Origin of the sequence: Bacillus sp. FSL W8-0629 (genome assembly GCF_038593225.1) — a bacterium.
Taxonomy (GTDB): Bacteria; Bacillota; Bacilli; order Bacillales; family Bacillaceae; genus Bacillus; species Bacillus altitudinis.
On the sequence record NZ_CP151975.1, the window covers coordinates 3,524,132 to 3,548,918 of the forward strand.

A 24,787-nucleotide genomic window follows, 5' to 3' on the forward strand; every position below is an offset into this window, starting at 1 on the left:
TTTTTAATATCGCTGGAATAACTCTGGGTTTTTCGGGACGTTTTCTAAATAAACGATCTTTCCTTGATCATCCAGCTTCGCAATATCAATGCCTTCTGCTGTATATACTCGACCGTCTGTTAACTTTCCGCAAACAGCCCAGTTTGTTTCATACTTCCCATCTTCACGTTTCACCCAGCCATCCCACATATGCTTAATGTCTTCATGTACGTGGAAAAATGTGTTCAAAAACTGTGTGAACGCTTGGATGCCAGGCTTTTCAGCACCATTTAAGACAATCATGACATCATCTGAAAACAATGCTAGCAATTCGTTCATTTGCTCTTGCCCTTTTCCCGCTTCATCATATCGGCGAAAATACGTATCGAGCACTTCCATCATTCATTCTCCTTTATTTACCTGTCATTTCGAAAACAATCGAACAATTAGATTGTACACAATTGTATCTCTTGTGTCTATTTTTCACGTAGATAAGAAAAGACATGGATGAGTCAATCCATGTCTTTTACAGATGAAAGAGCTGCTTTCTCTGACTCGACAAGAGATGTTAGTTCTTCCGCAGCTTTTTTCGGATCAGCGCTTTGGCTAATGGCGCTGATGATGCTAATGCCATCGGCTCCCGCTTGGATGACTGGTGCCGCATTTTCATACGTGATACCGCCGATGCCCACAATAGGAATGTGAAGACCGTGTTGACGTACTTCGTTGATTAAAGAAACACCTTGGACACTGCGTGTATCCTTTTTTGTTTCTGTAGGATAGACTGGACCCATCCCAACGTAGTCTGCCCCGTCCTTCATCGCTTGCCTCACTTCATCTAGATTGTGCGTGGACACGCCTAATATTTTATTCCCGATTCTTTGCCGTACATCTTGTGCAAGTGTATCTTCCTGCCCAACATGGACACCATCTGCATCAAGATCTATTGCAAGCTGTACATCATCATTTACGATAAAGGGGACACTCGCTTCTTGGCAAAGTGCTTGAATCTGCTGAGCGATTTTTTTCTTTTCTTCACCTTGCAGAGCACCTTCACCCTTTTCACGAAACTGAAACATCGTGATCCCGCCTTGAATGGCCTCTTTCACCACATCAAGCGGATGCCGGCTTGTATTCGCTGTTCCCATAATAAAATAAACCGATAATTGCTGTTTGATTAGCTGCTGATCAACCTTCGTCATGCAAAACTCCCCCTATTTTCCCTAACGTGATCACATCTTGACCATTTGTATTGGATAGCGCATTTAACAATTCGATTTGAAAGGTGCCTGGCCCTTTCTCTTCTGTCTGCTGAGCTGCCTTTTCTGCAGCGACACCATAAAACAGCAGAGCTGATGCCGACGCATGAATGGGCCGTTCCCCTGTTGCACAAAATGCCCCTATGACAGAGGTGAGTAAACAGCCAGTCCCTGTCACCTTGGTTAACCATTCGTGTCCATTATGAATAGATAGAACCTCTTCTCCATCTGACACGACATCCACTTTTCCCGTAATCGCCACAACGGTTTGAAGGGCTTTTGCCGCCTGCTTTGCTAAAGACGATACATCTCCATTTGCCCCTTTTGCATCAACCCCTTTTGACTGCCAGCCATTCACTCCAATTAAATGAGCTATTTCAGCAGCATTCCCTCTGACAACAGTGATGTCCACTTGCTGTAACAGCTGTTTCGCCGCACTCGTCCGAAACGTTGTCGCACCAACACCAACAGGATCTAATAGAACCGGTACACCTTTTTCATTGGCCGCTTGTCCAGCAATGACCATTGCCTCCACTGTATTCTTTGTTAGTGTGCCGATATTCAGCACAAGTGCATCCGCTAATTGCGCCATTTCTGCCACTTCTTCTTTGGCGTTTGCCATGACTGGAGAAGCACCTAAAGCGAGTAGTCCATTCGCTGTAAAGTTCGTCACAACTTGGTTGGTGATATTATGGACAAGCGGATTTTCCGCTCGAACCTTTTCCAAAAGATGAGACACGCAGCTTAATTTCATCTGTATCGTCCTCCCTTTTACTCTGCATCCCACACATAGGATTTTGTATGCTTTAACCATTCTCTTGCAGCAAAGGACAAGTAGCGGTCCTTTCGCCAAATGACACCCAAATGCCACGGAATAGACGGATTTAAGGATATGATCCTCACTTTATCAGGATCTAGATCACGGCAAATCCGTTCAGGGAGAAGCCCGATTCCAAGGTTCTCAGCTACCATTTCACTGATGAAATCCCATTGTGACGTTTCATAAATAACGTTCGGCCTGAATCCCGCATTCATACATTCATTTAAGATTCGGCTGTGCAGAACGAAATCTTCTCGAAAGAAAATAAAAGACTCTTCCTTTAAATCAGCCAAATGAACCTCATCACGTCCTGCCATCGGATGTGATGGATGGGTGACAAGCTTCATATTCTCTTTAATGATGGTGTATGTATGAAAAATTTTATCATTTGCAGGCAGAACAATGACACCAATATCTAATGATCCATCCTCTACCCCTTCCTCTACTTTAATGGAGCCGTGCTCCACCAATTGAAAGGTGACATCTGGATACTGCTGGCGGAATTCCCCCATCACATTTGGGAAAAAGCTTGATCCAATCATGGGAGGCAGTCCTATTCGGATATGTCCTTTTTTCACATTCATTAAATCATTTAATTCACTCGTTAAATTCTGAAAGGATTGTGTGATTTCACTCGCCTGTGTATACATGGTTTGTCCAGCATCTGTCATTTCAACCTGTCTGCCATTACGGTAAAACAACTGCACACCAAGCTCATCCTCTAGGTTTTTGACCATCTTGGAAATGGTCGGCTGCGACACATAGAGCGATTGCGATGCTTTCGTAAAACTCTTTAACCGTGCCACTTCTAAGAAATATGTTAAATGTCTGATGTCCACATGGTTCACCCTTTCTATAGACAAAAGGAATACTAACTATTCGATATATGTATTTTACCTATAATAGAACGTGCTGTACACTTTAAAGTAAGCTCACCGATTAGAACGTTGTGTTGTTTTTGTGAAACAGTGAACAATTTATATAGAAAAAGGAGTGAACAGAAAGTGCAATTGCTCAAAACGTCGCTGATTGCTACCCTTCAGATTATGGCTTTATTTGCTTTTGCGAAATTGATGAATGTGCTGGCGGCCTTTTTGCATTTGAGAATTCCGGGCACGATCTTAGGCATTCTTGTCATTTTCTTATTACTTCATTTTAACATCATTAAATTAAAATGGATTGAACTTGGCGCCGTATGGCTGCTCGGAGAACTGCTGCTCTTCTTTATCCCTTCAGCAGTAGGTGTGATTGATTACGGAACATTACTTTCTCAATCTGGCACAAGTATTGTCCTTGTGGTTTTACTTAGTACCTTTGTGGTCATGCTCTCGACTGGCATGATGACGCAGATGATTGCGAAAAGAAAGGAGCGAAAAAAGCTATGTTAGTTGGCGGACTATTTTTGATCTTAACCATTCTGATCTATCTCGGATCAAAAGCGGTTTATAAACGTCATCCGAAAGTCTATGTCTCCCCTTTACTTGTGACACCAGTTGTTCTTGTGGTCTTGCTGTTAATCGTGAACATTCCTTACGATGCTTACAATCAAGGCGGAAAATGGCTGACAAATATGCTTCAACCTGCGACTGTGGCATTTGCCATTCCTTTATATAAGTATTTTCACATTCTGAAGAAGCATGCAGTAGAAATTATTTTGAATGTGGCTTGCGGTTCTATCGTTGCAATTTTATCAACAGCGTTTATCGCCAAATTGTTTCATTTGGACACGAGTCTGATCGAGAGCCTCGTCCCAAGATCCGTCACAACACCCGTGGCGATGAGTGTGTCTGAAATGATTGGCGGGATGCCGTCCGTTACGGCTGTCTTCGTCATTTTAACAGCATTATTTGGCTCAATCATTGGGCCATTGGTTATCCGTTATTTCCGTATTGATAATGACATTGCAATGGGCGTTCTGCTTGGTACAGGAGCACATGGTGCAGGCACATCGAAGGCCTTTGAACTGAGCTCGGTCTCAGGCACGATCTCAAGTGTGTCCATGATCATTTCGGCCATTATTACATTATGTGCAGCGCCTATCCTGATGTCGTTTGCCTTATAGAAAAAGCCATTTCCCCTTATCGGAAAATGGCTTTTTCTTATGCTTGGATGAAGACAACCTTTAAATAGTTCCCCTCAGGATAATTTTTCGTTGTACGGAAGTCCTCAGGAAGTGTATATTCCTCAAGAATACGATACGTTTTCCCAGATTCTTTAAAGGCCTGTGCAATAAATCCCTTAAACTTTTTCATCCCAAATGCACTGCTATTGGTTGACGCCACAATGACGCCGTTCTCAGCTGTGATCTGGATGGCTTCTTTTAATAGTTTCTTATAATCCTTCGCTGCACTGAATGTGTGTTTCTTCGTTCGTGCAAAGGAAGGTGGGTCCAAGATCACGACATCATAGCTCCAGCCTTTTTTCGCCGCAAACGGGAAATATTTAAAGACATCCATGACTTTGATATCCTGCCCGTCTACATCAATGCCATTCACTTCAAACTGCTCAGATGTTTTTTTCAAACTGCGGTTTGCAACATCTACACTTGTCGTACGGCTTGCCCCGCCAAGCGCTGCTGCTACAGAGAAAGCGCCGGTATAAGAGAACGTATTAAGGACGGTCTTTCCTTTTGCATAGCGATCTCGAATTGCTTTTCGCACATGACGCTGATCAAGGAAAATACCTGTCATCGCACCATCATTTAGATAAACCGCCACGTTCATCCCATTTTCTTTGACGATAAGAGGAAATTCACCTTTCTCCCCTTTTACAAAATCGTCATCTTCGATATATTGTCCAGACGTATCAAATCGCTTCTTTTCATAAATGCCTTTATAGTCAGGGTACACCTGCTCAATCGCAGCCAATACATCTTCTTTTAATGTATAAACACCTTCGCTATACCATTGGATGAGATAGAATCCATCATAATAATCAATCGTGATTCCACCAATTCCATCCCCTTCTCCATTGAACACACGGAAAGCCGTCGTCTGTGCATCACGAAATAGATGCGTTCTGCTTTTGGATGCCTGTTCAAGTTTAGAAACAAAAAAGGCCTGATCTATTTTTTCGTTAGCGTCAAAGGAAAGCACCCAACCGATGCCTTTATTTTGCACACCATAATATCCTTTCCCTAAAAAAGAGCCTCTTTCATCTACCCATTCAATGAGCTCGCCTTCCTGTACACCGTTCACACGCGACACAGCATCTTTTGAAATAAGCGGATATCCCTTTTTCACTTGTTCTGCAAATGTTTGTTTTAATGAGATTTTTTTCATTTGTGTCATCCTTATCCTAAATTGACTCTCTCTATCCTACCATATGAATGTATACGTTACTTCTATTATGATAAGATGAGGAGAAAAATATCAACTCGACATAGAGGAGGCTCTTTTTTGACAACATTACGCTTAGATCATACAGGGATTATGGTGACAAATATTGATCAGTCCATTGATTTTTATGAAAAAGTGGTGGGCATGAAATTAAAGGATCGCATCACTCATACAAACGGAGTCATTGAACTTGCCTTTCTTGGCTTTAAAGACGAAGCGGAAACGGAAATTGAACTCATTCAAGGGTATAGCAGCGACCTTCCATCTGAAGGAAAGGTCCACCACCTCGCCTTCACAACAGATAATATTCACGCTGAATTCAACCGTATTCAAAAGCTGCAAATTGAGCTAATAGATGAAGAAATCACAACATTGCCCAATGGCTATTGCTACTTCTTTTTCCGAGGGCCAGACCAAGAGTGGATTGAGTTCTTCCAACGATAATATTTCCTAGGAAATGCATGCGAATCGGTATATTCATTCTCGTCACAAAGAAAAAGAGTAAGAGCATACCTGCTCTTACTCTTTTTTTATAGCACCTTACTAAGAAACAATTTGGTACGCTCGTGCTGTGGGTTTCCAAAGAGTGCTTCTGGTTTGTCTTCTTCGACGATATATCCACCATCCATAAAGATCACGCGGTCTCCCACTTCTCTTGCAAAGCCCATTTCATGTGTGACGACAATCATCGTCATTCCTTCGACTGCTAATTGTTTCATAACAGCTAAAACATCCCCAACGACCTCAGGGTCAAGAGCAGATGTCGGCTCATCGAATAAGAGCACTTTCGGGTCCATCGCCAAGGCTCTTGCAATGGCAACACGCTGTTTTTGTCCACCAGATAATTGGTTAGGGTAACTTTTAGCCTTATCTTTCAAGCCGACCTTTTCAAGCAAGTCTAATGCTTTATCGACTGCCGCTTTCTTCTCCATCCCTTTTACTCTCACTGGTGCGATCGTGATATTTTCTAACACGGTTTTATGAGGAAATAAATTAAAGTGCTGAAACACCATGCCAACTTCTTGTCGTACTTTATTGATATTCACTTTTGGGTCTGTAATCGTATGTCCGTGGACAACAACTTCCCCAGCCGTAATATCCTCTAATTTATTGAGACATCTTAGAAATGTGCTTTTCCCTGATCCTGAAGGACCAATGACACATACAACCTCTTTTTCCTCGATGACTGCATTAATATCCTTTAAAACTTCGTTGTCACCAAAGGATTTCTTTAAGTTTTTCACCGTAATCATACTCATTTCACATCAAATCTCCTTTCTGCGTAGCTAGCCAGTAGAGAAAGTAAATAAATGATCACGAAATAAATGACACCGACAATGAGCCAGACATTCAAAGGATCAAAGGTAGCCGATGCTTGAACTTGTCCCCGCTGCATGATATCAGCAATGCCGATAATCGATAAGAGAGAGGTGTCCTTCAAACTGATGATGGCTTGGTTAGTAATGGCTGGAAGCATACGGCGAAATGCCTGTGGAAGGACGATAAAGCGCATGTTTTGTCCACCTGTGAATCCTAAAGAGCGTGCGGCTTCAGTTTGTCCTTTATCGATGGACTGAATCCCTGCACGAATAATTTCTGAGAAATAAGCTCCTGCGTTAATCGCTACTGTAATAATCCCTGCCGGCACTCGGTCAAGTGAAATGAATTCAAGTGTATTTAGCCCAAAATAAATGAAGAATAGCTGTACGATAAATGGCGTACCTCGAATGGCATTGACAAAAATGAGTGAAATAAAGTTCAAGATTTTAAATGGTGACAGGCGGAATAGCGCCACAATCAACCCGATGATAAAACCTAAAATGATAGCAACAACAAAGATATATAAAGTGGTTTGCAAACCCTCCATTAAATACGGAAATGCATTAACAATCGTATCCATGTTTCTCCCTCCCTAATTCACATACGGTTGACACATAAAGAAAGCGCGCTCTGAGCGCGCCTCGCTTGTGTTATGACTTCAAATATTTCTCAATAATTTTGTCATATTCACCGTTTTTCTTTAGGTTTTCCAGCCCTTTATTGATTTTCTTCAATAAGTCCTGGTTTTTCCCCTTCATCACTGAGATCCCGTATTGGTCTCCATTCAAGCGATCTCCAACTGTTTTCAATTTCAAGTCTTGCTGTGCGATCGCATACGTAATGACAGGATAATCCTCAATTAAAGCATCTGCATTTCCGTTAGATACTTCTTGGAACATAGATGGACTGTCATTGAATTGAACTACTTCATACCCATATTTGTCTGCGTTATCTGTTGCAAATTTTGCACCTGTTGTCCCATTTTTAACAGCTAGCTTTTTCCCCTTTAAATCATCAATTGATTTAATGCTGCTGTCAGTTTTCACAACAACTGTCAGACCAGCGTCGAAGTATGGATCTGAGAAATCCACTTTCTTTTTACGCTCATCTGTAATACTCATACCACCCATTCCAACATCAAGCTGACCTGCTTGCATCGCTGGAATAATCCCTGAGAAATCCATTGCTTCAAGCTTCACTTTGAAGTCTTGGTCTTTCGCAATGGCGTTAATTAAATCAACGTCTATTCCCACAGTTTTACCGCCCTTTTCAAATTCAAATGGCGGATATGTTACATCTATCCCGATTTTATATGTGCCTTTGCCTTCTCCCGAACCGCTGTCTGATTTTGAACCACAGGCTGCCATGACGAGCACAACAATTAGTCCCATGATCAGTAACATCGATTTCTTCATAAAACACGACCCCCAATTGTCAGTTTTGTCTAAATATTCGCAACAACAATCTTACTATACCACGCTAAAGCTATACTGTGTGATATTTTTTATCAATACCAAAGATCCATACAATTCTAGATCGATAGTCTCTTTAAATTTTACTTTTTTGCGAATAACTCATTTTATTCTGAAAGAAGCATGTTTCACAATATTCATGTGATATAATCTCACAAAAAACCGCGAACACTCCTTTATAAATAACACTTCTTTCTCACCTATGAAAAAACCCTCTTTCACTGTCTCTCTTCCTCTATTGATATCCTGATATATTTTTTCAATATCCTCTTTTTACCTAAAAAAATGTAAGCGTATACAATTCAATCGTTACTCCCTAATTTTTTCACTACTGGTTGAATTTACATCAAAAAACATGTTTTACAAATTGAGATAGACCGCTTAAAATATAAGAAGATACTTAATATGGAAAGATGATTCAGACAAATAAGAATCAGCAGAAATGAATAGGTGAAGAAAGGAGGATACCAATTGGCAGAAACAGGTGTTTTGTCATCCGTTGATGTAGCAAATATGCTAAATGACTGGTATGTCTTGATGAAAAAAAGAGACATACAAGAAGCAATACAGCTAAAAGAAGAGATTCTTCAAGCATTTGATCGAATGGAAGAGAATCAAGACGTCTTACTCTACTATCAACTTTTAGAATACCGTTTCAAAGATTTAGTCGAAGATACAGCTTCGTTAGATCACAGTCTTTTTGTGGATGAAAATGCGATTCGTACAGATGATATGCTCAGCTACTATTTCTATTTCTTTAAAGGCATGTATGAAATGCGCAGAGGGAATCAAGATACAGCATTTCACCATTTGAAATTGGCCGAGGATAAATTAGATCTCGTACATGATGACATTGAAAAGGCAGAATTCCATTATAAAACAGGATGTCTATACTATAATATAAGATCCACACTTCTCTCCATCCACCACTTAAAAAAGGCTTCGTCTATTTACGACGCAGATCCATGTTATGTGAAAAAATCAATCAGCTGTCAAATGATGCTTGCTCTGAATTATGCGGATCAATCGAAATATGAAGAGGCAGAAGCTTTGTTTGGACAGGTGATTCACTCACTAGAACAGGTGGAGGACCCAGATTTACTTGGTCACGCGTATTGCAATGCAGCCTTTATTAAAAGTCTAAGAAATGAATACAGTGAAGCTGTACCGCTCCTAGAAAAGGCTTTATTGATTGAGGCATTCGAAACTTCTTCTCCAGGCGGCTATTTACTGGCCTTGTATGCCTACACGAAAGCGCTGTTTAAGCTGAAAAAGCCTGGTTTGTTCCACTATTATGTACAGCTTTCACTTCAAAAAGCAGAAAATTTAAAACAACGGAACATTTCACTTAAATTATCCATTTTAGAAACATTGATGCTCCAGCCAGACAACATGATTGAGCAGATCATTTCTTATTGTGACCAATTAGAATCTATGAATTTCCTTGTTGATCTTGAGGCTATCTGTCAGGATGTAGCCGCCTACTTAACTGAAAATGGTCTTCCGAAAGAAGCGATGTATTTTCAGAACAAGGCATTGTCATTCAAAACTTGTTAAGAAGATGGAGTGATGTATGATGAAAAAATGGCTGATCTCAAGTGCGATTTTTGCGCTCTTGTTCACAGGTGTTTGGATTGGCACTTCTACACAAAAAGGCAGCCCGTCTGCACAATCGCAAGATGACGGTACGATCATTCAAAAGAGAGATCGAGGCACCAACCCTTAATAAGACTGAAAAGAGTAGCTGTCATTCAAAACAGCTACTCTTTTTATTGGTTAATCAATTTCTCGTTTGATATTTTGCATTTTTTCATCTAAGTAGTGAGCGATATCTGCCGCTTCCTTTAGTTCATCGGTGAGCTGATGAGGAACATCGTTTTGCAGTTTATAATAGATTTTATGTTCGAGACTCGCCCAGAAATCCATCGCAATGGTCCGCACCTGAATTTCAACCTTCACATGCTCCACACGATTCGTTAAGTAAACAGGAATCTCAACAATTAAATGAAGACTTCGATAGCCATTTGGTTTCGGATGCTGAATGTAATCCTTCACTTCAAGGATCTTTAAATCCTCTCTTTGCCTCAGAACATCAATAATGTTATAGATATCTTGAATAAACGAACAGATGATGCGGACACCAGCAATATCATGTATGTACTCCTTGGCACATTGTGTGGTGATGTCACATCCTTTTCTCGCTAGTTTATTCACGATGCTTTCAAAGGATTTGATCCGTGATTTTGTATGCTCTATTGGGTTGTGTCCATGGATTAAATTATATTCCTGACTAATAATCGAAAACTTTGTATCCATTTCATCTAATGCAAATTTATATACTAATAATTCATTTTTCCAGTCTTCCATGACACTTTTCAAATCTTCTACATGAGTTGCTGACATATTCATTTCTTTTTGTCATCTCCTTTTGGCAAACAGCTGTTACGCTGCTTTCCGTTTACTAGACGAAGAGAGGACACAAATGGTTTTAAAAAAGTACATCTTAGCCACGCTGTTTGTAATAAGTCAGCGCGAGTGCCAGTGCAAGCACAGATCCTTTCACGATATCCATTGCATAATACGGGACAGACATCATCACAAGTCCATTTTGCAAAATACCGATGAGTACCGCACCAATAAACGTACCGAATGCGTTTGGTTTACCTGCTCCCATGACTGAAAAACCGATAAAAGCAGCAGCTACCCCATCCATTAAATATGGCGTTCCTGCGTTAATTTCTGCTGTCATCACCCTTGATGCCAGCACGATACCACCGATCGCCGCAAATAAAGCAGACAACAAATATGCTGCGATTTTGTATTTGTTCACATGAATACCAGATAATCGAGCGGCTTCTTTATTTCCACCAATGATATACATCAATCGCCCATGCTTTGTGTAAGTCATAAAAACATGGGCAAAAAGCACAATGGCCGCCATAATCAAAATGATATAGGGGACCTGCCCAATCTTGCTGAAAAAGGCAGGGATGGTGCCAGTTGAAAAAGTGCCATCAGGCAGCACCATATTTTCAGAAATGGTCGCACCTTTCGTATAGGTTTGTGCGAGCCCTTGAATGATAAACATCATGGCTAGTGTCATGAGCATATCTGGAATCTTCATTTTGACAATCATCCAAGCATTCAGCAAACCGACAATAAGAGAAGCCGCCAGCGCAGAAAGGATCGCAATGAGTGGGTTTTGCGAGAACCATACAAACATGGAGATCACAATTGCATTTGATAACGTAGCAACTGAGCCTACAGATAAATCAAAGCCGTTCACTGCTAGGGAGATCGTCAGCCCTACCGCAATGATGGTTACAATCGAGATCGATCGTAAAATATTGATGATATTTCCTGACTGTAAAAATGCCGGATTGGCTGCCGCAAAGACAACAATCAATACGACAATCGTTAAGATGGTGCCATATTGATAAAAGAAATCAAACAGATGAAAGGATGGCCGCTGTTTCTTGATTTGTTGAACTGGGGCTGAAACTTGTCGTTCACTCATGATTGTCCTCCTGTTGAATGATATAAAAGCTCTTCTTCAGTCATTGGTGCCGTCATTTCCCGGGCAATGCTGCCATCATATAAGACGTATACTCGGTCGGCAATTCCTGCAATTTCTGAAAGCTCACTTGAAGCATAAATAACCGCTTTTCCTCTTGCAGCTAGTTCTGCAATAAGGGAGAAAATGTCCTTTTTTGCTCCAACGTCTACACCTTTGGTTGGTTCATCAAAGAGATAGACATCCGCCTCAGCCAACAGCCATTTTCCAATCGCAATCTTTTGCTGATTTCCACCAGAGAGATGCTTCACCTTCGCTTCAAGAGAAGGTGTCTTGACGCCAAGCCGCTTGACGATTCCATCTGCTGCCTTCCGTTCCTTAGAACGATGTAAGAAGCTGAACGGCCGTGTAAACGAACGTAGACTTGCAGCTGTTACGTTCCATCCAACAGTTTCTTCTGTTAGAATCCCTTCTTTTCTCCGTTCCTCAGGCACAAGGGCAATACCCGCTCTCACAGCGTGATGAGGCGACTTGATATGAATGGTTTGACCATGCAGCTGCACAGTGCCTGACTTTTTTTCTGAGGCGCCGAATAGGGCTTTGCACAATTCTGTTTTACCAGCACCGACTAGTCCTGCAATCCCGAGAATTTCTCCTTTTTTCACATGAAGATGAATGTTGTTTAATTTATGCTGGTCATGCAACTCTTTCACATCAAGCACAATCGGTGCATCCTCTAGCGGTGTACGGAATGGGAATTGATCCTCTAATGGCGCGCCAAGCATTTCTTCAATGACCTGCTTTGGATCGGTTTCTTTAATGAGGTGCGCCGCCACATCAGTTCCATTCTTCATCACAGTCAGTTCATCACAGATGTTGAAAATCTCCGGCATGCGATGCGAGATAAAAATGATGCCTGTGCCGTTCTTTTTCAATTGATGAATCATTGAGAATAACTTGCTTGTTTCTGCATGACTAAGTGGAGCGGTTGGTTCATCTAAAATTAAAATGCTGCATTTGATCGACACAGCCTTGGCAATGAGCACCATTTGTTTTTCTGCCAGTGTCAAATCACTCACAAGACGCTTCGTTGAGATGTCAATGTCCATCTCTTGTAACAGCTGTGCTGCCTTGCGGTGAATCTCTTTCCAACGGACGAATGGTTTTTTCTCCATTTCATGGATCATCATATTTTCGCCAACACTTAAATAAGGCACTAGAGCTGTATCCACTTCTTGATGGACGGTCTGCACACCGTATGAGGCCGCATCCTTCGGTGTATGAATGGTCGCCGCCTCGCCATTGATGTGGATGGTTCCTTCAAAATGTGAATGAGCACCAGAGAGAACTTTCATTAACGTTGACTTCCCAGCACCGTTCGCCCCAATCAGGGCATGGACTGTGCCTTTTCTTAATGTGAAATTTGCTTGATCTAACGCTTTGACTCCTGGGAATTCAATCGAAATGTTTTTCATATGAACAAGCGGCGTTGTCATAGGTGTCCTCCTTCTCTCCTGATCGTCAATTGAAAAACGAAACACCCTCTATGAAAAGAGAGTGCACGTTGTTTATTTTGCATAATGCTTCTTCAAGGTCTTCATCCAGTCTTCTTCAAAAGCTGTGGATGATCCGAATCCTTTTACTTCATCTGCAAGATTGACCATATTGATGGCCCTTCCTGCATCCTGAAGCTGCTTTTGTGAAATGAGAGAGGCCTCAAGGTCATAGGAAGATGGCGTTTTCTCGCCAGCTAGTTTCTTCGCAAGAATCCTTACGTCGATTGCGCCAATGAGCTTCGGATCAACAGCGGCAGTGTACTTCCAAGGACTGTCTTTCGCAGTCATTTCTTGCAGATCGGCATTAGACACATCAATACCGTATATTTTCACTTCGGTTCTTCCTGCTTCTTTTAAAGCTCTTGCGGCACCAATCGCAAATGCATCCCACGTGGCAAAAATCGCATCCAGTTTACCCTTTGGATATTTATTTAGCATAGCCGCAACCGCATTTTGTGTTTGAACTGATGTATCAGAGGCCGCAACGCCAAATCGGTCAAGTTCCTTGATTCCTGTATGCTGTTTGAGCGTTTCTTGGTACACCTTGTTTCGTCTCACCATTGGAGGGAATCCGTCTACCCAAAGATACGCAATATTTGCTTTCCCTTTAAAATCAGCCACGAGTGCATCTAATGATTTTTTCGCTAATTGCTCGTCATCTTGAGACGTCACTGTGACCCCTTTGATGTCCTTCAGCTTCGGATTTGAATCAAACGCCACAACTGGAATGCCTTTCGCTGTGATCTTCTTCACATCAGCGACTGTCGCCTCATCATCCCCATGAGAGATGATAAAGCCATCATAGTTTTCTTCTAGTGCTTGAGAAATAGCATCATGAAACTTCGCCGTATCACCATTTGCCGTGTAGACATCTACTGTAAAGCCTAGCGCTTCACCTTCTGCCTTCGTTCCTGCTAAAAACTGAGCAGTATGATCGTCCCCGCCAATTTTACGGATGACTTTAATTTTTGCTCCCTGTCCTTTTGCAAATCGCTTCGGGACATTGTCAAAGGAGACCTTTTCGTTTGCATTAGCCTTTGAGCCCGCGCTTGATCCCGTACCGCAACCAGATAATAGCACGGTCAGGACCGTCAATAATACAAGAGATGATGTCCAATATTTACGTTTCATTGCTGTTCCTCCTCAAGTTGTTTAATTTTTCACATCGGAAAACTGGGTAAAAAAGTGAGAATATGCCTGAGAACCCCGTCGTTTGATTCTCAAAAAAGAGATCAAAAAAAGCCTCTCTTGATAAAGAGAGGCTTGATCACCGTTGCATGAAACATGTATCGGGAAGTCTTCCTCTCTTATCTGTCAAAGCTGTAACAGCTTTGCAGGAATTAGCACCAATTTCTTAAATAGAAACGGTTGCTGGGCGTCATAGGGCCAGTCCCTCTGCCTCTCTTGATAAGAGATCCGTTATGAAATTTGTTTTAGTTGAAATGTCTTCTTTACTTTAATGTGATGTCTCATCAATGTCAATGACTTTTTTGAAAATTTCTAAAATGATCATTTGCACCGAATGCCTTGTTTAACTGCCGATGATTTTCTTAGCAGGTGATGATGCCTTAAGACGGAAATCATATTTTTTCTCATTCACAAATTGGGGATTAAGGTGTGCTGATCCTTTATCTTGACCGCTTTTCGAGCGATACGTTTTGTAGCCTTCCAGCCATTTCCCGCGCCATACCCACTGTGAGGCTTTTGCACCTTTGCGGTCATCGTAGACATTCTTTTGGAATGTATTCTTCTTGTTCACTTCGTAGAGATTCACGACTAAGTAATGCGAAGCACTGGCTGTCATGATATTATTCGTGATTCGATTGTTCACCGATTGATATTGCATGAGCAATTGACCGCCTTCTAAGCCGGCTGTGTCATTTTTGTACAAAATGTTATGGGAGATGGTCGTGTTTGTGGTTCCGCCCCGCTTCTTGTCATAGCCGCCAATGGAGATGCCTGTATAACGATTTAAATATACTTGATTGTGCTCAATGCGAATGCGTTCGGCCATCTTCCCTTTATGTTCACTTGTGACCTCAATCCCAAGGTCATTATGATGGCTGATGTTATGATCAATCACGATGTCTTTTCCGCCATCCACATAGATTCCTCCTGCGGAGATGTCCTTGCCGTACGCTGGATTCCCAACACTCGTAATCTCATAAACTTTGTTTCTAGATACGACACCATTTCGCACTTGATCATACTTTTTAGAAGGTGCGACATTCTCAAAACCAATTAAATCAATCCCGATATTGTCCGTATGCCGGACTGTATTATGTGTCACGCGGAATTTTTTCACGTTTCCGTTTAGCACAAGGGCTTCACTAAAACCTAGCTTTAACTTTTCCACAGTGTTTCCTTTGATTTCGATGTCTTCAATGGCTGCAGGTGCTTTCGTTCCATAGACCGCAATGCCATGAGCATTCCCATTTTGATGTGTCGTCTGAATGTCGTACACACGGTTGTTAAGCAGTTTGACGCCTTTGCCGCTTCCTGTGATGAATATACCGATGGGTGTCACATCTTCTTTATTCGTTTTAATATGACCGACTGTCAAACCTTTCAGGGTGATATAGCTTTTTTGATCAAGCTTCACGAGACCTCCGTCTGCTTGATTTCCTTTAAGAGATGCTCCGCTAATGACAGGCTTCTCTTTTCCATACGCTTGAAAAACAACTGGTGCTTTCTTTGTTCCAGAATGGCGGACAATCAATCTCTCTTTGTATGTACCGCCTCTCATGTAAACTGTTGTCCCAGCTTTCGCGATACTTGCCGCTTTTTTCAGCGTACGGAAAGGCTTTTGCTTTGTCCCTGGATGTTTGTCGTTCCCATTTGCTGCGACGTAATAGGCAGTACCTTGCTTCGCACCAGCCTCCTCCGTCATCGCTTGACAGCCAAAACTAATGGCGGTCATCAATAAAATCAATAAGGCGCCTGATATCATTCGTTTCATCTCGTTGTTTGCTCCCTTCCACTCTCTTCTACCTTTATCGGTTAAAAAAAGAGGATTAAAATATGGCAATGCCCCTTGCAATGTACTAGTCAAAAGGTGTATGGTTGAAAGAATATCTTACAGGAAAACAAGTTGTTTTTAAATTGTCAGATTAATCAGTTAATAATGAAATTGGATTTTATTTCTAAGGAGAAACTTCAGTAAAACCACGACAGAGAGGAGGAAAGCGCTTTAACAGATTTTTCTTGTCTGAATTCCAGAAAACCTATTGCTAATATTTTGTGAAGGTATAGAATAGAATCATAATTATTTCATATTATTAGAATTTTCAAATAATCAAACAGCAAGGAGATTTACGATGCCAAAACAACCCATCCGCGTTGAACTTAGTTCAACAAAAAAACCAAAACCTCAATCTGATCAACTTGAATTCGGAAAAATCTTCACAGACCACATGTTTGTGATGGATTATTCAATTGATAAAGGCTGGTATGATCCGAGAATTATCCCTTATCAGGCGATTCCAATGGATCCAGCTTCTATGGTTTATCATTATGGCCAATCTGTTTTTGAAGGCTTGAAGGCGTATGTGTCTGAGGATCAAAAGATTCTTTTATTCCGTCCCGAAAAAAATATGGAACGCTTAAACAGATCAAACGACCGCCTATGTATCCCGCAAATTGATACAGAAACGGTTTTAGAAGGCTTAAATGAACTCATTCGCATTGATAAGGATTGGGTACCTGATGCAGAGGGCACTTCTTTGTATATTCGTCCATTCATTATTTCTACTGAGCCCTATTTAGGTGTTGCACCGTCAAGCACCTATAAGCTGATCATCATTTTATCTCCAGTAGGTTCTTATTATAAAGAAGGCATCCATCCGGTCAAAATTGCGGTGGAAAACGAATTTGTCCGCGCTGTTAAAGGCGGAACAGGAAATGCCAAAACAGCTGGAAACTATGCATCAAGCCTGAAAGCACAGCAAGTTGCTGAAACGAAAGGATTTTCACAAGTCCTGTGGCTTGATGGCATCGAGAAAAAGTACATTGAAGAAGTCGGCAGTATGAATATCTTCTTTAAAATCAATGGAGAAATCGTGACGCCTGAACTGAATGGCAGCATTTTAGAAGGGATCACACGGAATTCTGTGCTTGAGCTGTTAAAGCATTGGGAAATCCCTGTGACAGAACGTAAAATTTCAATTGATGAGTTAATCGAAGCACATCAGTCAGGTGAACTTGAAGAAATCTTCGGGACAGGAACGGCAGCCGTCATTTCTCCTGTCGGTGAATTAATTTATCACGATCAGCCATACGTCATTCAAAATGGTCAAACAGGCGAAGTATCGAAGAAATTGTACGAAGCGATTACTGGAATCCAAAAAGGAACTCAGCCAGATATCTTCGGCTGGACAGTAGAAGTCGATTCGGTCGTCAAGCAGGCATAAGCAAACGAAAGAACCTTTCATTTGATGAAGGGTTCTTTTTTTGTTTCTTTATCTCCTTCGCTACCTCATAATGGAAAATATGGATCTATTCCACGCTTAAGGAGTGATGATATGTTTTTTACTTATTTACTAGCGTTCTTTGGGATTTGCATCGGATCGATCATCATCGCTACAGGTTTCGATGATTCACCGTTCTTCACCCGTTTTCTATTTAAGTTTCTCGGAATTTCTATCCTTGTTCTTTCCATTACTTTTGTAAAAGTGAGGCGAAAGAGGTTACGCAACAAAAAGGCGAAAAAGACTTAGATGTCAGTCAGCCTCTCATCAAATCGTGCACCAAAACAAGACCGATATCCCCACAATGGCCCCTGCATATATCCACTGTTTCCCTTTGATACTCCGCTTTCTCTCGATCAGTAAAAAGATCTCTGGTAAAAAGACGATGATGATTTCTAGGATAAAAACAAGATGATAAACTGGCGGCATCGGCTGGAAATCAAAGTCTCTTTCATCTCCATCGATGGTGGCGAAATACATTAACAGATTGGTTACTGGAATGGTAAAACAAACGAGCAGGCGGAGAACATACATCCACACATCCTGTCTATGCCGAATCAGGCCAATAAATGAAGCGATGATTCCATACAAAAACAAAACCACTGTGCCGTAACTCAGTAGAGGTTGAACGATAAAGCCGTAAAGCATTAACCCAATTGCCACCATATTCTAACCGTCCTTTCTTTGAAGCAGTACATGTTGTTTTTTCTATCATACACTGCTTTCTCCGGTTTCCATATGAAAAAATCATAAAAAACGACCCCATAAAGGGGCCATTTTATTTTACGCATTCACTGATTTGAAGAACTGCGGTAAATATTCGCGGTGCGCTTCAAGCATTTCATCTAAGATTTGCTTTGCAATTTCGTCAGATGGAACGAGTGGATTGATGGTCATGGCGACAAGAGCCGTCTCGTAATCTCCTGTCACAGCTGCTTCAGCTGCCACACGCTCGAAGGACTTGATTTGTTGAACGAGTCCTCTCACAGCCACAGGCAGATCACCTGTCGCGATTGGTTTCGGTCCGTCCTTTGTAATAATACAGTTCACTTCAACCGCTGATTCGGCCGGAATGCTGGCAATCGCTCCTCTGTTCACTGTATTTACCGGTTGAATGTCATGTTTATCATTATAGATGGAGCTGATCAAATTACATGCTGCATCGCTGTAATAAGCCCCGCCTCTTTTTTCGAGCTGCGGCGGTTTAATCGATAAATCTGGGTCTTTATATAACTCAAATAGTTCATGCTCGACTTGCTGCACAACCTCTGCTCTTGTTCCTTTTTCTTGAGCCGCTTTTTGTTCTTCCTCCAGCATATCTTTCGTTTTATAGTAATAACGATGATACGGACATGGAATGACCCCTAAGCCTTTGACGAAAGAAGGCTCCCAGTTTTTCGCTTCAATATTCCTCATGGACCACTGGCTATTTGGATTTCCTAACTCATCGAGCACTTGATCCATAATGCTGACCCCGTCTAAATACACATCTAAACCATAGACCATGTGATTGAGGCCTGCAAATTGTACTTCAATGCGTTCGACATCGACATCCAGCGCTTTTGCAATGCCCATTTTGATTCCAATCGGCACATTGCATAGACCGACCACTTTTTTCAGATTCGTGTAGCGTAACACCGCCTCTGTGACCATGCCTGCTGGATTTGTAAAGTTCACCAGCCAGGCATCTGGACAAAGCTCTTCCATATCCTTCACGATGTCTAGAATGACTGGAATGGTGCGTAGACCTTTAAATAACCCGCCTGGACCATTCGTTTCCTGTCCAATGACGCCGTATTTGAGCGGGATTCTTTCATCCTTGGCTCTGGCTTCGAGCAGTCCTACACGAAATTGTGTCGTGACAAAGTCCGCATCTTTCAGAGCTGCCCGGCGGTCAAGGGTGAGGTGCACTTCAATCGGCAAACCTGCTTTTTCAACCATACGTTTTGCAAGGGCACCCACGATGTTCAACTTTTCCTGACCTGCTTCAATATCCACAAGCCATAATTCCTTTACAGGCAATTCTTGATATCGTTTAATAAACCCTTCGACGAGCTCAGGCGTATAGCTTGATCCACCGCCTATTGTGACAATTTTGATTCCGTCTTTCATGAATTGACACCTCCGAATTGCTTCATTTTTTCATGGAGCTCAATGATTTCAGCTGCAAGCTCCTTGACGGTCATTGCGTTCATCAGATGATCCTGTGCATGAATCATCAAGAGACTGACGTCGGTTTTCTCTCCTCTGATTTCTCCTTGGATCAGCTCTGTCTGTGCGTGATGCGCCTCATTTAACGCGTCTTGTGCTTCCTGCAATTTTTGCTTCGCCTCATCAAAATTGCCTTGCTTTGCACATGTAATGGCCTCCATGGCCGAGCTTCTGCCATTACCACCGTGCAAGATGAGTTGAAACACAATTTGTTCCATTTCCATCGGCCGCATCCCCCTTGTTCCCTCTATTACATGCTGACGACATTTTCATCTGTTGATGCTTTTGCTTCAAGCTCATTTTCTTCTTTCAATTTCTGCTTATCCCACATTCTAAAGAATGGATAGTATAGCGCAAATGACAAGGCAAGGTTAATCAGCTGCATGACCGCACCAGAGATTTTCCCGCCTGTTGCGAGATAGCCTGAAATGATTGGCGGCATTGTCCACGGGACAGCGATCCCTGCCGGTTTTGCTACAAGTCCTGTGCTCATTCCGATATATGTGGTGATGATCATCATAATTGGGGTAAGGATAAACGGAATGAGAAGCATTGGGTTCATCACAATCGGCATTCCAAAAATGATCGGTTCGTTGATGTTAAAGATGGCTGGCCCAATCGCAAGACGGCCAAGCTGTTTCATTTGTTTACTTCTCGCACGCAAGATCATGGTCAGTACCAAAGCAAGCGTCGCGCCGCTTCCGCCGACATTGATAAAGATTTCAAAGAACTGCGCTGTGAAAATATTCGGCAGCACTTCTCCTGCTTGGAAGGCAAGACGGTTTTCATCCATCGCACCGAGCCAAATCGGACCCATGACTCCACCGACAATGGTGGCTCCGTGAATACCACATGCCCAGAGGAGCATTTGCACACCGATGGCAACGATACTTCCGCCTAAGCTTCCACCAAGAATGGATAGTGGTGTGCCGATTAAGACCGTAATGATATTATGAATACTCTCAAAAGGTGTCATCTCAATCAGAAGCCTAGCGACCCAGATCAGCGTGATGACCACAAAACCTGGAATAAGTGCGATAAACGATTTACTAACTGCTGGCGGTACACCATCAGGCATTTTGATGACGATATTCCGCTGTACAATAAAGCGGTAAATTTCGGTGGAAAGCATGGCAATAATCATGGCAACGAATAGCCCTTTACTGCCCATCAGTGTGACGGGAATACCACCATTCACTAGGATAGCTTCTGTTGATCCTTCAGGTGTGAACGGTACTTGATAAGGTGTGGCTAGGAGGAACGCTGCGACAGCAATTGCACCAGATGACAGTGCATCGACTGCATACTTTTCAGCTAACCTGTACGCGATCCCAAAGGTCGCAACAAGTGCCATAATGTCAAAGGTGGCATTCACAGGATAGGATAGTTTCGTGGCCCATTCGGCTCCGAAGACACTTGCCATAAAATCGCTGTATCCTGGAATCGGAAGGTTGGCTAAAATAAGAAACAGTGAACCGACGATAATGAGAGGCATGGTTAAAACAATTCCGTCACGCAATGCTTGTAAATGTCTTTGAGCGGCAATCTTCCCTGCAAACGGCATAACCTTCTCTTCTAGAAATCGGTTGAATCCATTCATCCCTTCCGCCCCCTTTATCCGTTCACTAACTGTTCAGCAGATTTTAAAACCTCAGCACCATTACATACGCCATAATGCACGGTATTAATCACGTCTACTGGAATTCCTTTGTCTTCTCCGAGTTTTTTCATTTGCGGTAATAAATAACGAACTTGAGGTCCTAATAAAAGCACATCGGCTTGATCAATATGATTTTTTGCAGCATCTCCAGATACTGCCCAAATACGATAGTCTTTTCCTTGTTCTTGTGCACTTTTCTCCATTTTTGTGACAAGTAAGCTTGTTGACATACCTGCTGCACAAACTAATAAAATGTTCATTGTAAACGCCCCCTTTTTGAAATATGAAGCTTTTCTTTACACATTCATCATATTATGAAACCGCTTTCATAAACACCCATACTTTTTCCTTTAGGAAGCGGAAAAAGTTAATATCACACCATTAGTTCTTGTACGAAGGCGCTTTTTTATCCATGACATCCAGCATGTCTTCAAAGGTGTCACAGGTGATGAGGTGCTGAATAAATTTCACATGATGGACAAGCTCTCCAAGCAGACGGTACATGCCTTTTAAGTCTTTGGCATTCTCTTTTTCGACACAAAGCAAGCACACAAATTGAACTTTTTTCTCTCCCCAAATAATCGGTTTTTCTAATGTACAGATCGCCCAAAACGTCTCTTCTGTTAGCGGGGTCATCGGATGCGGAATCGCTGTATAATGCCCAAATGAAGTCGGTGCAGACTCTTCTCTTTCCATCACAGATTGTGTAAGTTCTGCTGGCGCTAAGCCCATGTCAATGACCTTTTGCGTGAGAAAGTGTATGACCTCTTCCTTTGTTTGAAAGGCGCGTTTTGTAAAGACCAATTCCTTTTTCATATATTGCGTGGCTAATGTCACTCTTGTTTCACTTGTCAAAGCTTCTTCTATTTTTAAAAAATCACTGCCTCCTAAAATCGTGTTCACTTGAATGACCGGAATCGGTAAATCCATATGAATGGGAATGGTCGAAATAATTAAATCCAATGCATGTAAAGAGACATGCGGAAGCGAATAAAGCTCTGCTGTGCCTAAAATGGTCAGCTTCGACCCAAATTGTGACCGCAAACGATCTTGAAGTAGCCTTGCACTCCCAGCACCAGACGCACAGACAATCAGGCATCGCTTCGGTGGTATTTCCATTTTCCTGCGCTCTAAGGCCGCACCAAAATGAAGTGCCATATAGCCGATCTCATTTTCATGAATGGACAAACCTGTCTCTTCTTCAATGACCCTGCTCGCCACAATCCCTGCTTCAAAGGCAATTGGATAGCCCGCTTTGATCTCATCAAGCATTGGATTTCTTAAATTCATTCCATACTTACACCGATTGATCGCTGGCTTTAAGTGCAAACTGAGGCCAATCAGCAATTCCGCATCTCCCGCTAAATCCAGCTGCAATTTTTGATCAATGGCTTTCAGCATCAGCTGAACAAGACGGCTCGTGTCATCATCCACAATTTGTTTTTGACCGCCCGTTGAAAAAGACTGTACCATTTTGGCTGTTCCTAGCAAATGAATGGCGATATAAACGATTTCCTCTTGTGGAAATGAGACATCTAGCAGCCCTTCAAGACGCTCAACCATTTTTTGGGCTACCTTGTATTCTTTTGCCCTTGGGATTTCGTTGATTTCTTCAGGCAGCACAGATACATAGTTTCCGTGTCTAATCCGTTTACAGGCAATAGCAATATGAACAATTAAATTATTCATGCAAATGTCTGATAGATTCATTTTTTCCTCGTTGATATAATCAATCATGGTTCTCTGAATCAATTCCAGCTCATGTTTTGGCAAAATCGTAACCGCCGTGTTCAGCATGGTTTGATAGGAACGCCGTTCATTGAATAAATATTCTGACATGCAATAACGGATTTTCATCTCAGATCCTTTGATCCGGCAGCCTTTATTCGGCTTTGCTTCCAGCTTCAGATCAAAGGGTTCGAGCTTACGTTTGACCCATTTCATGTCATTACTCATCGTCGATTTACTAATAAACAGCTGCTCCTGTAAGTCTTCCAGCTTCACATATGATTCCGCTAGAAGCAGCTTTTTCAAAATAAATCGAACTCGTTCTTCTGGAAGAATTGCAAGCGGTTCTTCCTGTTCGACTTCTTCCTTCATAAAACGGCGAAAGGCATTCTCATCGTTGATCAACAGCTCATAGCCAGCGCCTCTAACAGCTGATACAGCTGCTTGATAAGGGGCTAGACGCTCATTCAGTTCCTTGATGTCTGTTCGGATGGTGCGGCTTGTCACTTGTAAACTGACAGAAAGCGCAGCGCTCGTGAGAGGAGTCTCAGCTGCCATCAGCTGACTTAAAATGTGCGCCAGTCTTTTACTCAGCATTAGGTCGGCCTCCTTCATTTAGGGTGGAGAATCTGCCTTGTTCGGACAGGTTGTATACGCTTACAGTTCTCTTCATTACTCATATTCTACTGAAAAGAAATAAAAATTGCCAACTCATTTATATGACAAACGCCCCTATTTATACAACCAACCATATCTAATGACCTATGAATCTTCTTCTAAGATGCTGTTGTGGAAATCATGAAAAAAAGGCGTTACACCTCCGTGTATCCGCCTTTTTCTTATGAGGAAATCAGTTGTGTAAAGACAACCAATCTTTTTTCATGTGTACCGGCTGCATGATCAAAAGTTCCCGTACATGTGATGAAATTGAGATTCCGTGTAAAGGCGTACCCGAAAAAAGCATTTGGTTTCTCTTCGCGCGGATAGCTTTTCACCTTGAGAACCTCAAAGGTTCGCTTTTCCCCTGACGAGGATGTCACAATGACTTTGTCTCCCTTTTTTAGCTCCTTTAGTCGATAAAAAACAGCTGGACCCCATTTATTATCAACATGACCATTTATGACAGCATTCCCTTTATCACCAGGCTTCGGACCATCTTCAAACCAAGCTGTGTGATCTGTATTTTGTGGAACACCCATACTGCCATCCTTTGATAAAGTCGTTTTCTCCACTTTTGCTTGGACATCAATCGCTGGAATGGAGATGTCAGCTGGCACAATACCCGATGGCTCATCTTTTAACGTGTCGTGTGAATGAGATTGATTCTTGGCTTGTTTTGCTGTCATTGGCTCAGGAGATGATGCAGTTTCAGAGGATGACTTTTCATCTATTGATTGGGATGCGCAGCCCGTGATGATGAAAAGCGTCAGAATACCAAACAGCCATCTTTTCACGCAAGTCGAC

General features: G+C 42.1%; 26 protein-coding genes and 1 riboswitch. Of the genes, 6 read left to right on the forward strand and 20 right to left on the reverse strand.

Annotation, left to right across the window (positions count from 1 at the left end; genetic code table 11):
• Nucleotides 1-3: 3 nt before the first annotated feature.
• From NSQ17_RS18280 to NSQ17_RS18295, 4 genes are all read right to left on the reverse strand, one after another.
• Nucleotides 4-378, reverse strand: a complete 375-nt coding sequence (locus tag NSQ17_RS18280) for a nuclear transport factor 2 family protein (protein ID WP_335352615.1) — start codon at nucleotides 376-378, stop codon at nucleotides 4-6.
• Between the two features lie 113 nt (nucleotides 379-491).
• On the reverse strand, nucleotides 492-1,181 hold the full coding sequence (gene thiE / locus NSQ17_RS18285; RefSeq protein WP_335352616.1) for a thiamine phosphate synthase: 690 nt from the start codon (nucleotides 1,179-1,181) through the stop codon (nucleotides 492-494).
• The gene (gene thiM / locus NSQ17_RS18290; RefSeq protein ID WP_342467667.1) at nucleotides 1,168-1,992 is read right to left on the reverse strand and encodes a hydroxyethylthiazole kinase; all 825 of its coding nucleotides are present in this window, start codon (nucleotides 1,990-1,992) and stop codon (nucleotides 1,168-1,170) included. The genes thiE and thiM overlap by 14 nt, the downstream gene beginning before the upstream one ends.
• A 17-nt stretch (nucleotides 1,993-2,009) precedes the next feature.
• Nucleotides 2,010-2,897, reverse strand: a complete 888-nt coding sequence (locus NSQ17_RS18295) for a LysR family transcriptional regulator (RefSeq protein WP_008345526.1) — start codon at nucleotides 2,895-2,897, stop codon at nucleotides 2,010-2,012.
• Nucleotides 2,898-3,062: 165 nt separating this feature from the next.
• Between NSQ17_RS18295 and NSQ17_RS18300 the strand changes: the two genes are divergently transcribed.
• Both NSQ17_RS18300 and NSQ17_RS18305 read left to right on the forward strand, forming a co-directional pair.
• Complete coding sequence (locus NSQ17_RS18300) at nucleotides 3,063-3,446, forward strand: CidA/LrgA family holin-like protein (protein WP_008345527.1); 384 nt, start codon at nucleotides 3,063-3,065, stop codon at nucleotides 3,444-3,446.
• Nucleotides 3,440-4,120, forward strand: a complete 681-nt coding sequence (locus tag NSQ17_RS18305) for a CidB/LrgB family autolysis modulator (RefSeq protein ID WP_007497850.1) — start codon at nucleotides 3,440-3,442, stop codon at nucleotides 4,118-4,120. The genes NSQ17_RS18300 and NSQ17_RS18305 overlap by 7 nt, the downstream gene beginning before the upstream one ends.
• 37 nt (nucleotides 4,121-4,157) lie before the next feature.
• Here the strand turns inward: NSQ17_RS18305 and NSQ17_RS18310 are convergent, their stop codons facing one another.
• On the reverse strand, nucleotides 4,158-5,339 hold the full coding sequence (locus NSQ17_RS18310; protein ID WP_019743483.1) for a class I SAM-dependent rRNA methyltransferase: 1,182 nt from the start codon (nucleotides 5,337-5,339) through the stop codon (nucleotides 4,158-4,160).
• 117 nt (nucleotides 5,340-5,456) lie between these two features.
• Here NSQ17_RS18310 and NSQ17_RS18315 point away from each other — a divergent pair, with 117 nt between their 5' ends.
• Complete coding sequence (locus NSQ17_RS18315; protein ID WP_008345541.1) at nucleotides 5,457-5,840, forward strand: VOC family protein; 384 nt, start codon at nucleotides 5,457-5,459, stop codon at nucleotides 5,838-5,840.
• 86 nt (nucleotides 5,841-5,926) lie between these two features.
• Here NSQ17_RS18315 and NSQ17_RS18320 read toward each other — a convergent pair whose 3' ends face one another.
• From NSQ17_RS18320 to NSQ17_RS18330, 3 genes are all read right to left on the reverse strand, one after another.
• Entirely contained in the window at nucleotides 5,927-6,655 is a 729-nt protein-coding gene (locus NSQ17_RS18320; RefSeq protein WP_342467668.1) for an amino acid ABC transporter ATP-binding protein, read from the reverse strand.
• Nucleotides 6,652-7,296 (reverse strand): amino acid ABC transporter permease, encoded by a 645-nt coding sequence (locus NSQ17_RS18325; RefSeq protein ID WP_039165129.1) that lies wholly within the window; start codon nucleotides 7,294-7,296, stop codon nucleotides 6,652-6,654. The genes NSQ17_RS18320 and NSQ17_RS18325 overlap by 4 nt, the downstream gene beginning before the upstream one ends.
• A 70-nt stretch (nucleotides 7,297-7,366) precedes the next feature.
• A complete protein-coding gene (locus NSQ17_RS18330; RefSeq protein WP_047946591.1) occupies nucleotides 7,367-8,131 on the reverse strand; it encodes a transporter substrate-binding domain-containing protein in 765 nt (254 codons plus the stop codon).
• Nucleotides 8,132-8,659: 528 nt separating this feature from the next.
• Here NSQ17_RS18330 and NSQ17_RS18335 point away from each other — a divergent pair.
• Both NSQ17_RS18335 and NSQ17_RS18340 read left to right on the forward strand, forming a co-directional pair.
• Nucleotides 8,660-9,745, forward strand: a complete 1,086-nt coding sequence (locus NSQ17_RS18335) for a Rap family tetratricopeptide repeat protein (protein WP_342467669.1) — start codon at nucleotides 8,660-8,662, stop codon at nucleotides 9,743-9,745.
• Nucleotides 9,746-9,761: 16 nt separating this feature from the next.
• Entirely contained in the window at nucleotides 9,762-9,914 is a 153-nt protein-coding gene (locus tag NSQ17_RS18340) for a hypothetical protein (protein ID WP_155720705.1), read from the forward strand.
• 50 nt (nucleotides 9,915-9,964) lie between these two features.
• Here the strand turns inward: NSQ17_RS18340 and NSQ17_RS18345 are convergent, their stop codons facing one another.
• The 5 genes from NSQ17_RS18345 to NSQ17_RS18365 form a co-directional block, all read right to left on the reverse strand.
• Nucleotides 9,965-10,597 carry a GTP pyrophosphokinase family protein gene (locus tag NSQ17_RS18345; RefSeq protein WP_007497867.1) on the reverse strand — a complete coding sequence of 211 codons (633 nt, stop codon included), beginning with the start codon at nucleotides 10,595-10,597 and terminating at the stop codon, nucleotides 9,965-9,967.
• Between the two features lie 94 nt (nucleotides 10,598-10,691).
• Nucleotides 10,692-11,705: an ABC transporter permease gene (locus tag NSQ17_RS18350; protein ID WP_017368303.1), complete on the reverse strand. Its 1,014-nt coding sequence runs from the start codon at nucleotides 11,703-11,705 to the stop codon at nucleotides 10,692-10,694.
• A complete protein-coding gene (locus tag NSQ17_RS18355) occupies nucleotides 11,702-13,198 on the reverse strand; it encodes a sugar ABC transporter ATP-binding protein (protein WP_135009542.1) in 1,497 nt (498 codons plus the stop codon). Before NSQ17_RS18355 ends, NSQ17_RS18350 begins: the two co-directional genes overlap by 4 nt.
• Nucleotides 13,199-13,270: 72 nt before the next feature.
• The gene (locus NSQ17_RS18360) at nucleotides 13,271-14,389 is read right to left on the reverse strand and encodes a sugar ABC transporter substrate-binding protein (RefSeq protein WP_135009541.1); all 1,119 of its coding nucleotides are present in this window, start codon (nucleotides 14,387-14,389) and stop codon (nucleotides 13,271-13,273) included.
• A 173-nt stretch (nucleotides 14,390-14,562) separates the two neighbouring features.
• A riboswitch (SAM riboswitch) is annotated at nucleotides 14,563-14,672 on the reverse strand.
• 117 nt (nucleotides 14,673-14,789) lie between these two features.
• Entirely contained in the window at nucleotides 14,790-16,217 is a 1,428-nt protein-coding gene (locus NSQ17_RS18365) for a right-handed parallel beta-helix repeat-containing protein (protein WP_326241742.1), read from the reverse strand.
• A gap of 358 nt (nucleotides 16,218-16,575) precedes the next feature.
• Between NSQ17_RS18365 and NSQ17_RS18370 the strand changes: the two genes are divergently transcribed.
• Nucleotides 16,576-17,667 carry a branched-chain amino acid aminotransferase gene (locus NSQ17_RS18370; RefSeq protein ID WP_008345553.1) on the forward strand — a complete coding sequence of 364 codons (1,092 nt, stop codon included), beginning with the start codon at nucleotides 16,576-16,578 and terminating at the stop codon, nucleotides 17,665-17,667.
• Between the two features lie 324 nt (nucleotides 17,668-17,991).
• Here NSQ17_RS18370 and NSQ17_RS18375 read toward each other — a convergent pair whose 3' ends face one another.
• From NSQ17_RS18375 to NSQ17_RS18405, 7 genes are all read right to left on the reverse strand, one after another.
• Nucleotides 17,992-18,390: a hypothetical protein gene (locus NSQ17_RS18375; protein ID WP_342467670.1), complete on the reverse strand. Its 399-nt coding sequence runs from the start codon at nucleotides 18,388-18,390 to the stop codon at nucleotides 17,992-17,994.
• Between the two features lie 117 nt (nucleotides 18,391-18,507).
• Nucleotides 18,508-19,836 carry a 6-phospho-beta-glucosidase gene (locus tag NSQ17_RS18380; protein ID WP_007497885.1) on the reverse strand — a complete coding sequence of 443 codons (1,329 nt, stop codon included), beginning with the start codon at nucleotides 19,834-19,836 and terminating at the stop codon, nucleotides 18,508-18,510.
• On the reverse strand, nucleotides 19,833-20,159 hold the full coding sequence (locus NSQ17_RS18385; RefSeq protein ID WP_008345561.1) for a PTS lactose/cellobiose transporter subunit IIA: 327 nt from the start codon (nucleotides 20,157-20,159) through the stop codon (nucleotides 19,833-19,835). Before NSQ17_RS18385 ends, NSQ17_RS18380 begins: the two co-directional genes overlap by 4 nt.
• Before the next feature lie 26 nt (nucleotides 20,160-20,185).
• Nucleotides 20,186-21,535, reverse strand: a complete 1,350-nt coding sequence (celB, locus tag NSQ17_RS18390; protein ID WP_007497888.1) for a PTS cellobiose transporter subunit IIC — start codon at nucleotides 21,533-21,535, stop codon at nucleotides 20,186-20,188.
• Between the two features lie 14 nt (nucleotides 21,536-21,549).
• The gene (locus tag NSQ17_RS18395; protein ID WP_007497889.1) at nucleotides 21,550-21,855 is read right to left on the reverse strand and encodes a PTS sugar transporter subunit IIB; all 306 of its coding nucleotides are present in this window, start codon (nucleotides 21,853-21,855) and stop codon (nucleotides 21,550-21,552) included.
• Between the two features lie 121 nt (nucleotides 21,856-21,976).
• Entirely contained in the window at nucleotides 21,977-23,920 is a 1,944-nt protein-coding gene (locus NSQ17_RS18400; RefSeq protein ID WP_072367992.1) for a BglG family transcription antiterminator, read from the reverse strand.
• A 242-nt stretch (nucleotides 23,921-24,162) separates the two neighbouring features.
• On the reverse strand, nucleotides 24,163-24,777 hold the full coding sequence (locus NSQ17_RS18405) for a class F sortase (RefSeq protein WP_274660478.1): 615 nt from the start codon (nucleotides 24,775-24,777) through the stop codon (nucleotides 24,163-24,165).
• Nucleotides 24,778-24,787: the final 10 nt, after the last annotated feature.

Excerpts from the sequence above, each read along its gene's own strand:
- NSQ17_RS18280 (WP_335352615.1), bottom strand. The coding sequence starts at position 378 with ATGGAAGTGCTCGATACGTATTTTCGCCGATATGATGAAGCGGGAAAA.
- thiE (WP_335352616.1), bottom strand. The coding sequence starts at position 1,181 with ATGACGAAGGTTGATCAGCAGCTAATCAAACAGCAATTATCGGTTTAT.
- thiM (WP_342467667.1), bottom strand. The coding sequence starts at position 1,992 with ATGAAATTAAGCTGCGTGTCTCATCTTTTGGAAAAGGTTCGAGCGGAA.
- NSQ17_RS18305 (WP_007497850.1), top strand. The coding sequence starts at position 3,440 with ATGTTAGTTGGCGGACTATTTTTGATCTTAACCATTCTGATCTATCTC.
- NSQ17_RS18310 (WP_019743483.1), bottom strand. The coding sequence starts at position 5,339 with ATGAAAAAAATCTCATTAAAACAAACATTTGCAGAACAAGTGAAAAAG.
- NSQ17_RS18320 (WP_342467668.1), bottom strand. The coding sequence starts at position 6,655 with ATGAGTATGATTACGGTGAAAAACTTAAAGAAATCCTTTGGTGACAAC.
- NSQ17_RS18325 (WP_039165129.1), bottom strand. The coding sequence starts at position 7,296 with ATGGATACGATTGTTAATGCATTTCCGTATTTAATGGAGGGTTTGCAA.
- NSQ17_RS18330 (WP_047946591.1), bottom strand. The coding sequence starts at position 8,131 with ATGAAGAAATCGATGTTACTGATCATGGGACTAATTGTTGTGCTCGTC.
- NSQ17_RS18340 (WP_155720705.1), top strand. The coding sequence starts at position 9,762 with ATGATGAAAAAATGGCTGATCTCAAGTGCGATTTTTGCGCTCTTGTTC.
- NSQ17_RS18345 (WP_007497867.1), bottom strand. The coding sequence starts at position 10,597 with ATGAATATGTCAGCAACTCATGTAGAAGATTTGAAAAGTGTCATGGAA.
- NSQ17_RS18350 (WP_017368303.1), bottom strand. The coding sequence starts at position 11,705 with ATGAGTGAACGACAAGTTTCAGCCCCAGTTCAACAAATCAAGAAACAG.
- NSQ17_RS18355 (WP_135009542.1), bottom strand. The coding sequence starts at position 13,198 with ATGACAACGCCGCTTGTTCATATGAAAAACATTTCGATTGAATTCCCA.
- NSQ17_RS18360 (WP_135009541.1), bottom strand. The coding sequence starts at position 14,389 with ATGAAACGTAAATATTGGACATCATCTCTTGTATTATTGACGGTCCTG.
- NSQ17_RS18365 (WP_326241742.1), bottom strand. The coding sequence starts at position 16,217 with ATGAAACGAATGATATCAGGCGCCTTATTGATTTTATTGATGACCGCC.
- NSQ17_RS18370 (WP_008345553.1), top strand. The coding sequence starts at position 16,576 with ATGCCAAAACAACCCATCCGCGTTGAACTTAGTTCAACAAAAAAACCA.
- NSQ17_RS18375 (WP_342467670.1), bottom strand. The coding sequence starts at position 18,390 with ATGGTGGCAATTGGGTTAATGCTTTACGGCTTTATCGTTCAACCTCTA.
- NSQ17_RS18380 (WP_007497885.1), bottom strand. The coding sequence starts at position 19,836 with ATGAAAGACGGAATCAAAATTGTCACAATAGGCGGTGGATCAAGCTAT.
- NSQ17_RS18385 (WP_008345561.1), bottom strand. The coding sequence starts at position 20,159 with ATGGAAATGGAACAAATTGTGTTTCAACTCATCTTGCACGGTGGTAAT.
- celB (WP_007497888.1), bottom strand. The coding sequence starts at position 21,535 with ATGAATGGATTCAACCGATTTCTAGAAGAGAAGGTTATGCCGTTTGCA.
- NSQ17_RS18395 (WP_007497889.1), bottom strand. The coding sequence starts at position 21,855 with ATGAACATTTTATTAGTTTGTGCAGCAGGTATGTCAACAAGCTTACTT.
- NSQ17_RS18400 (WP_072367992.1), bottom strand. The coding sequence starts at position 23,920 with ATGCTGAGTAAAAGACTGGCGCACATTTTAAGTCAGCTGATGGCAGCT.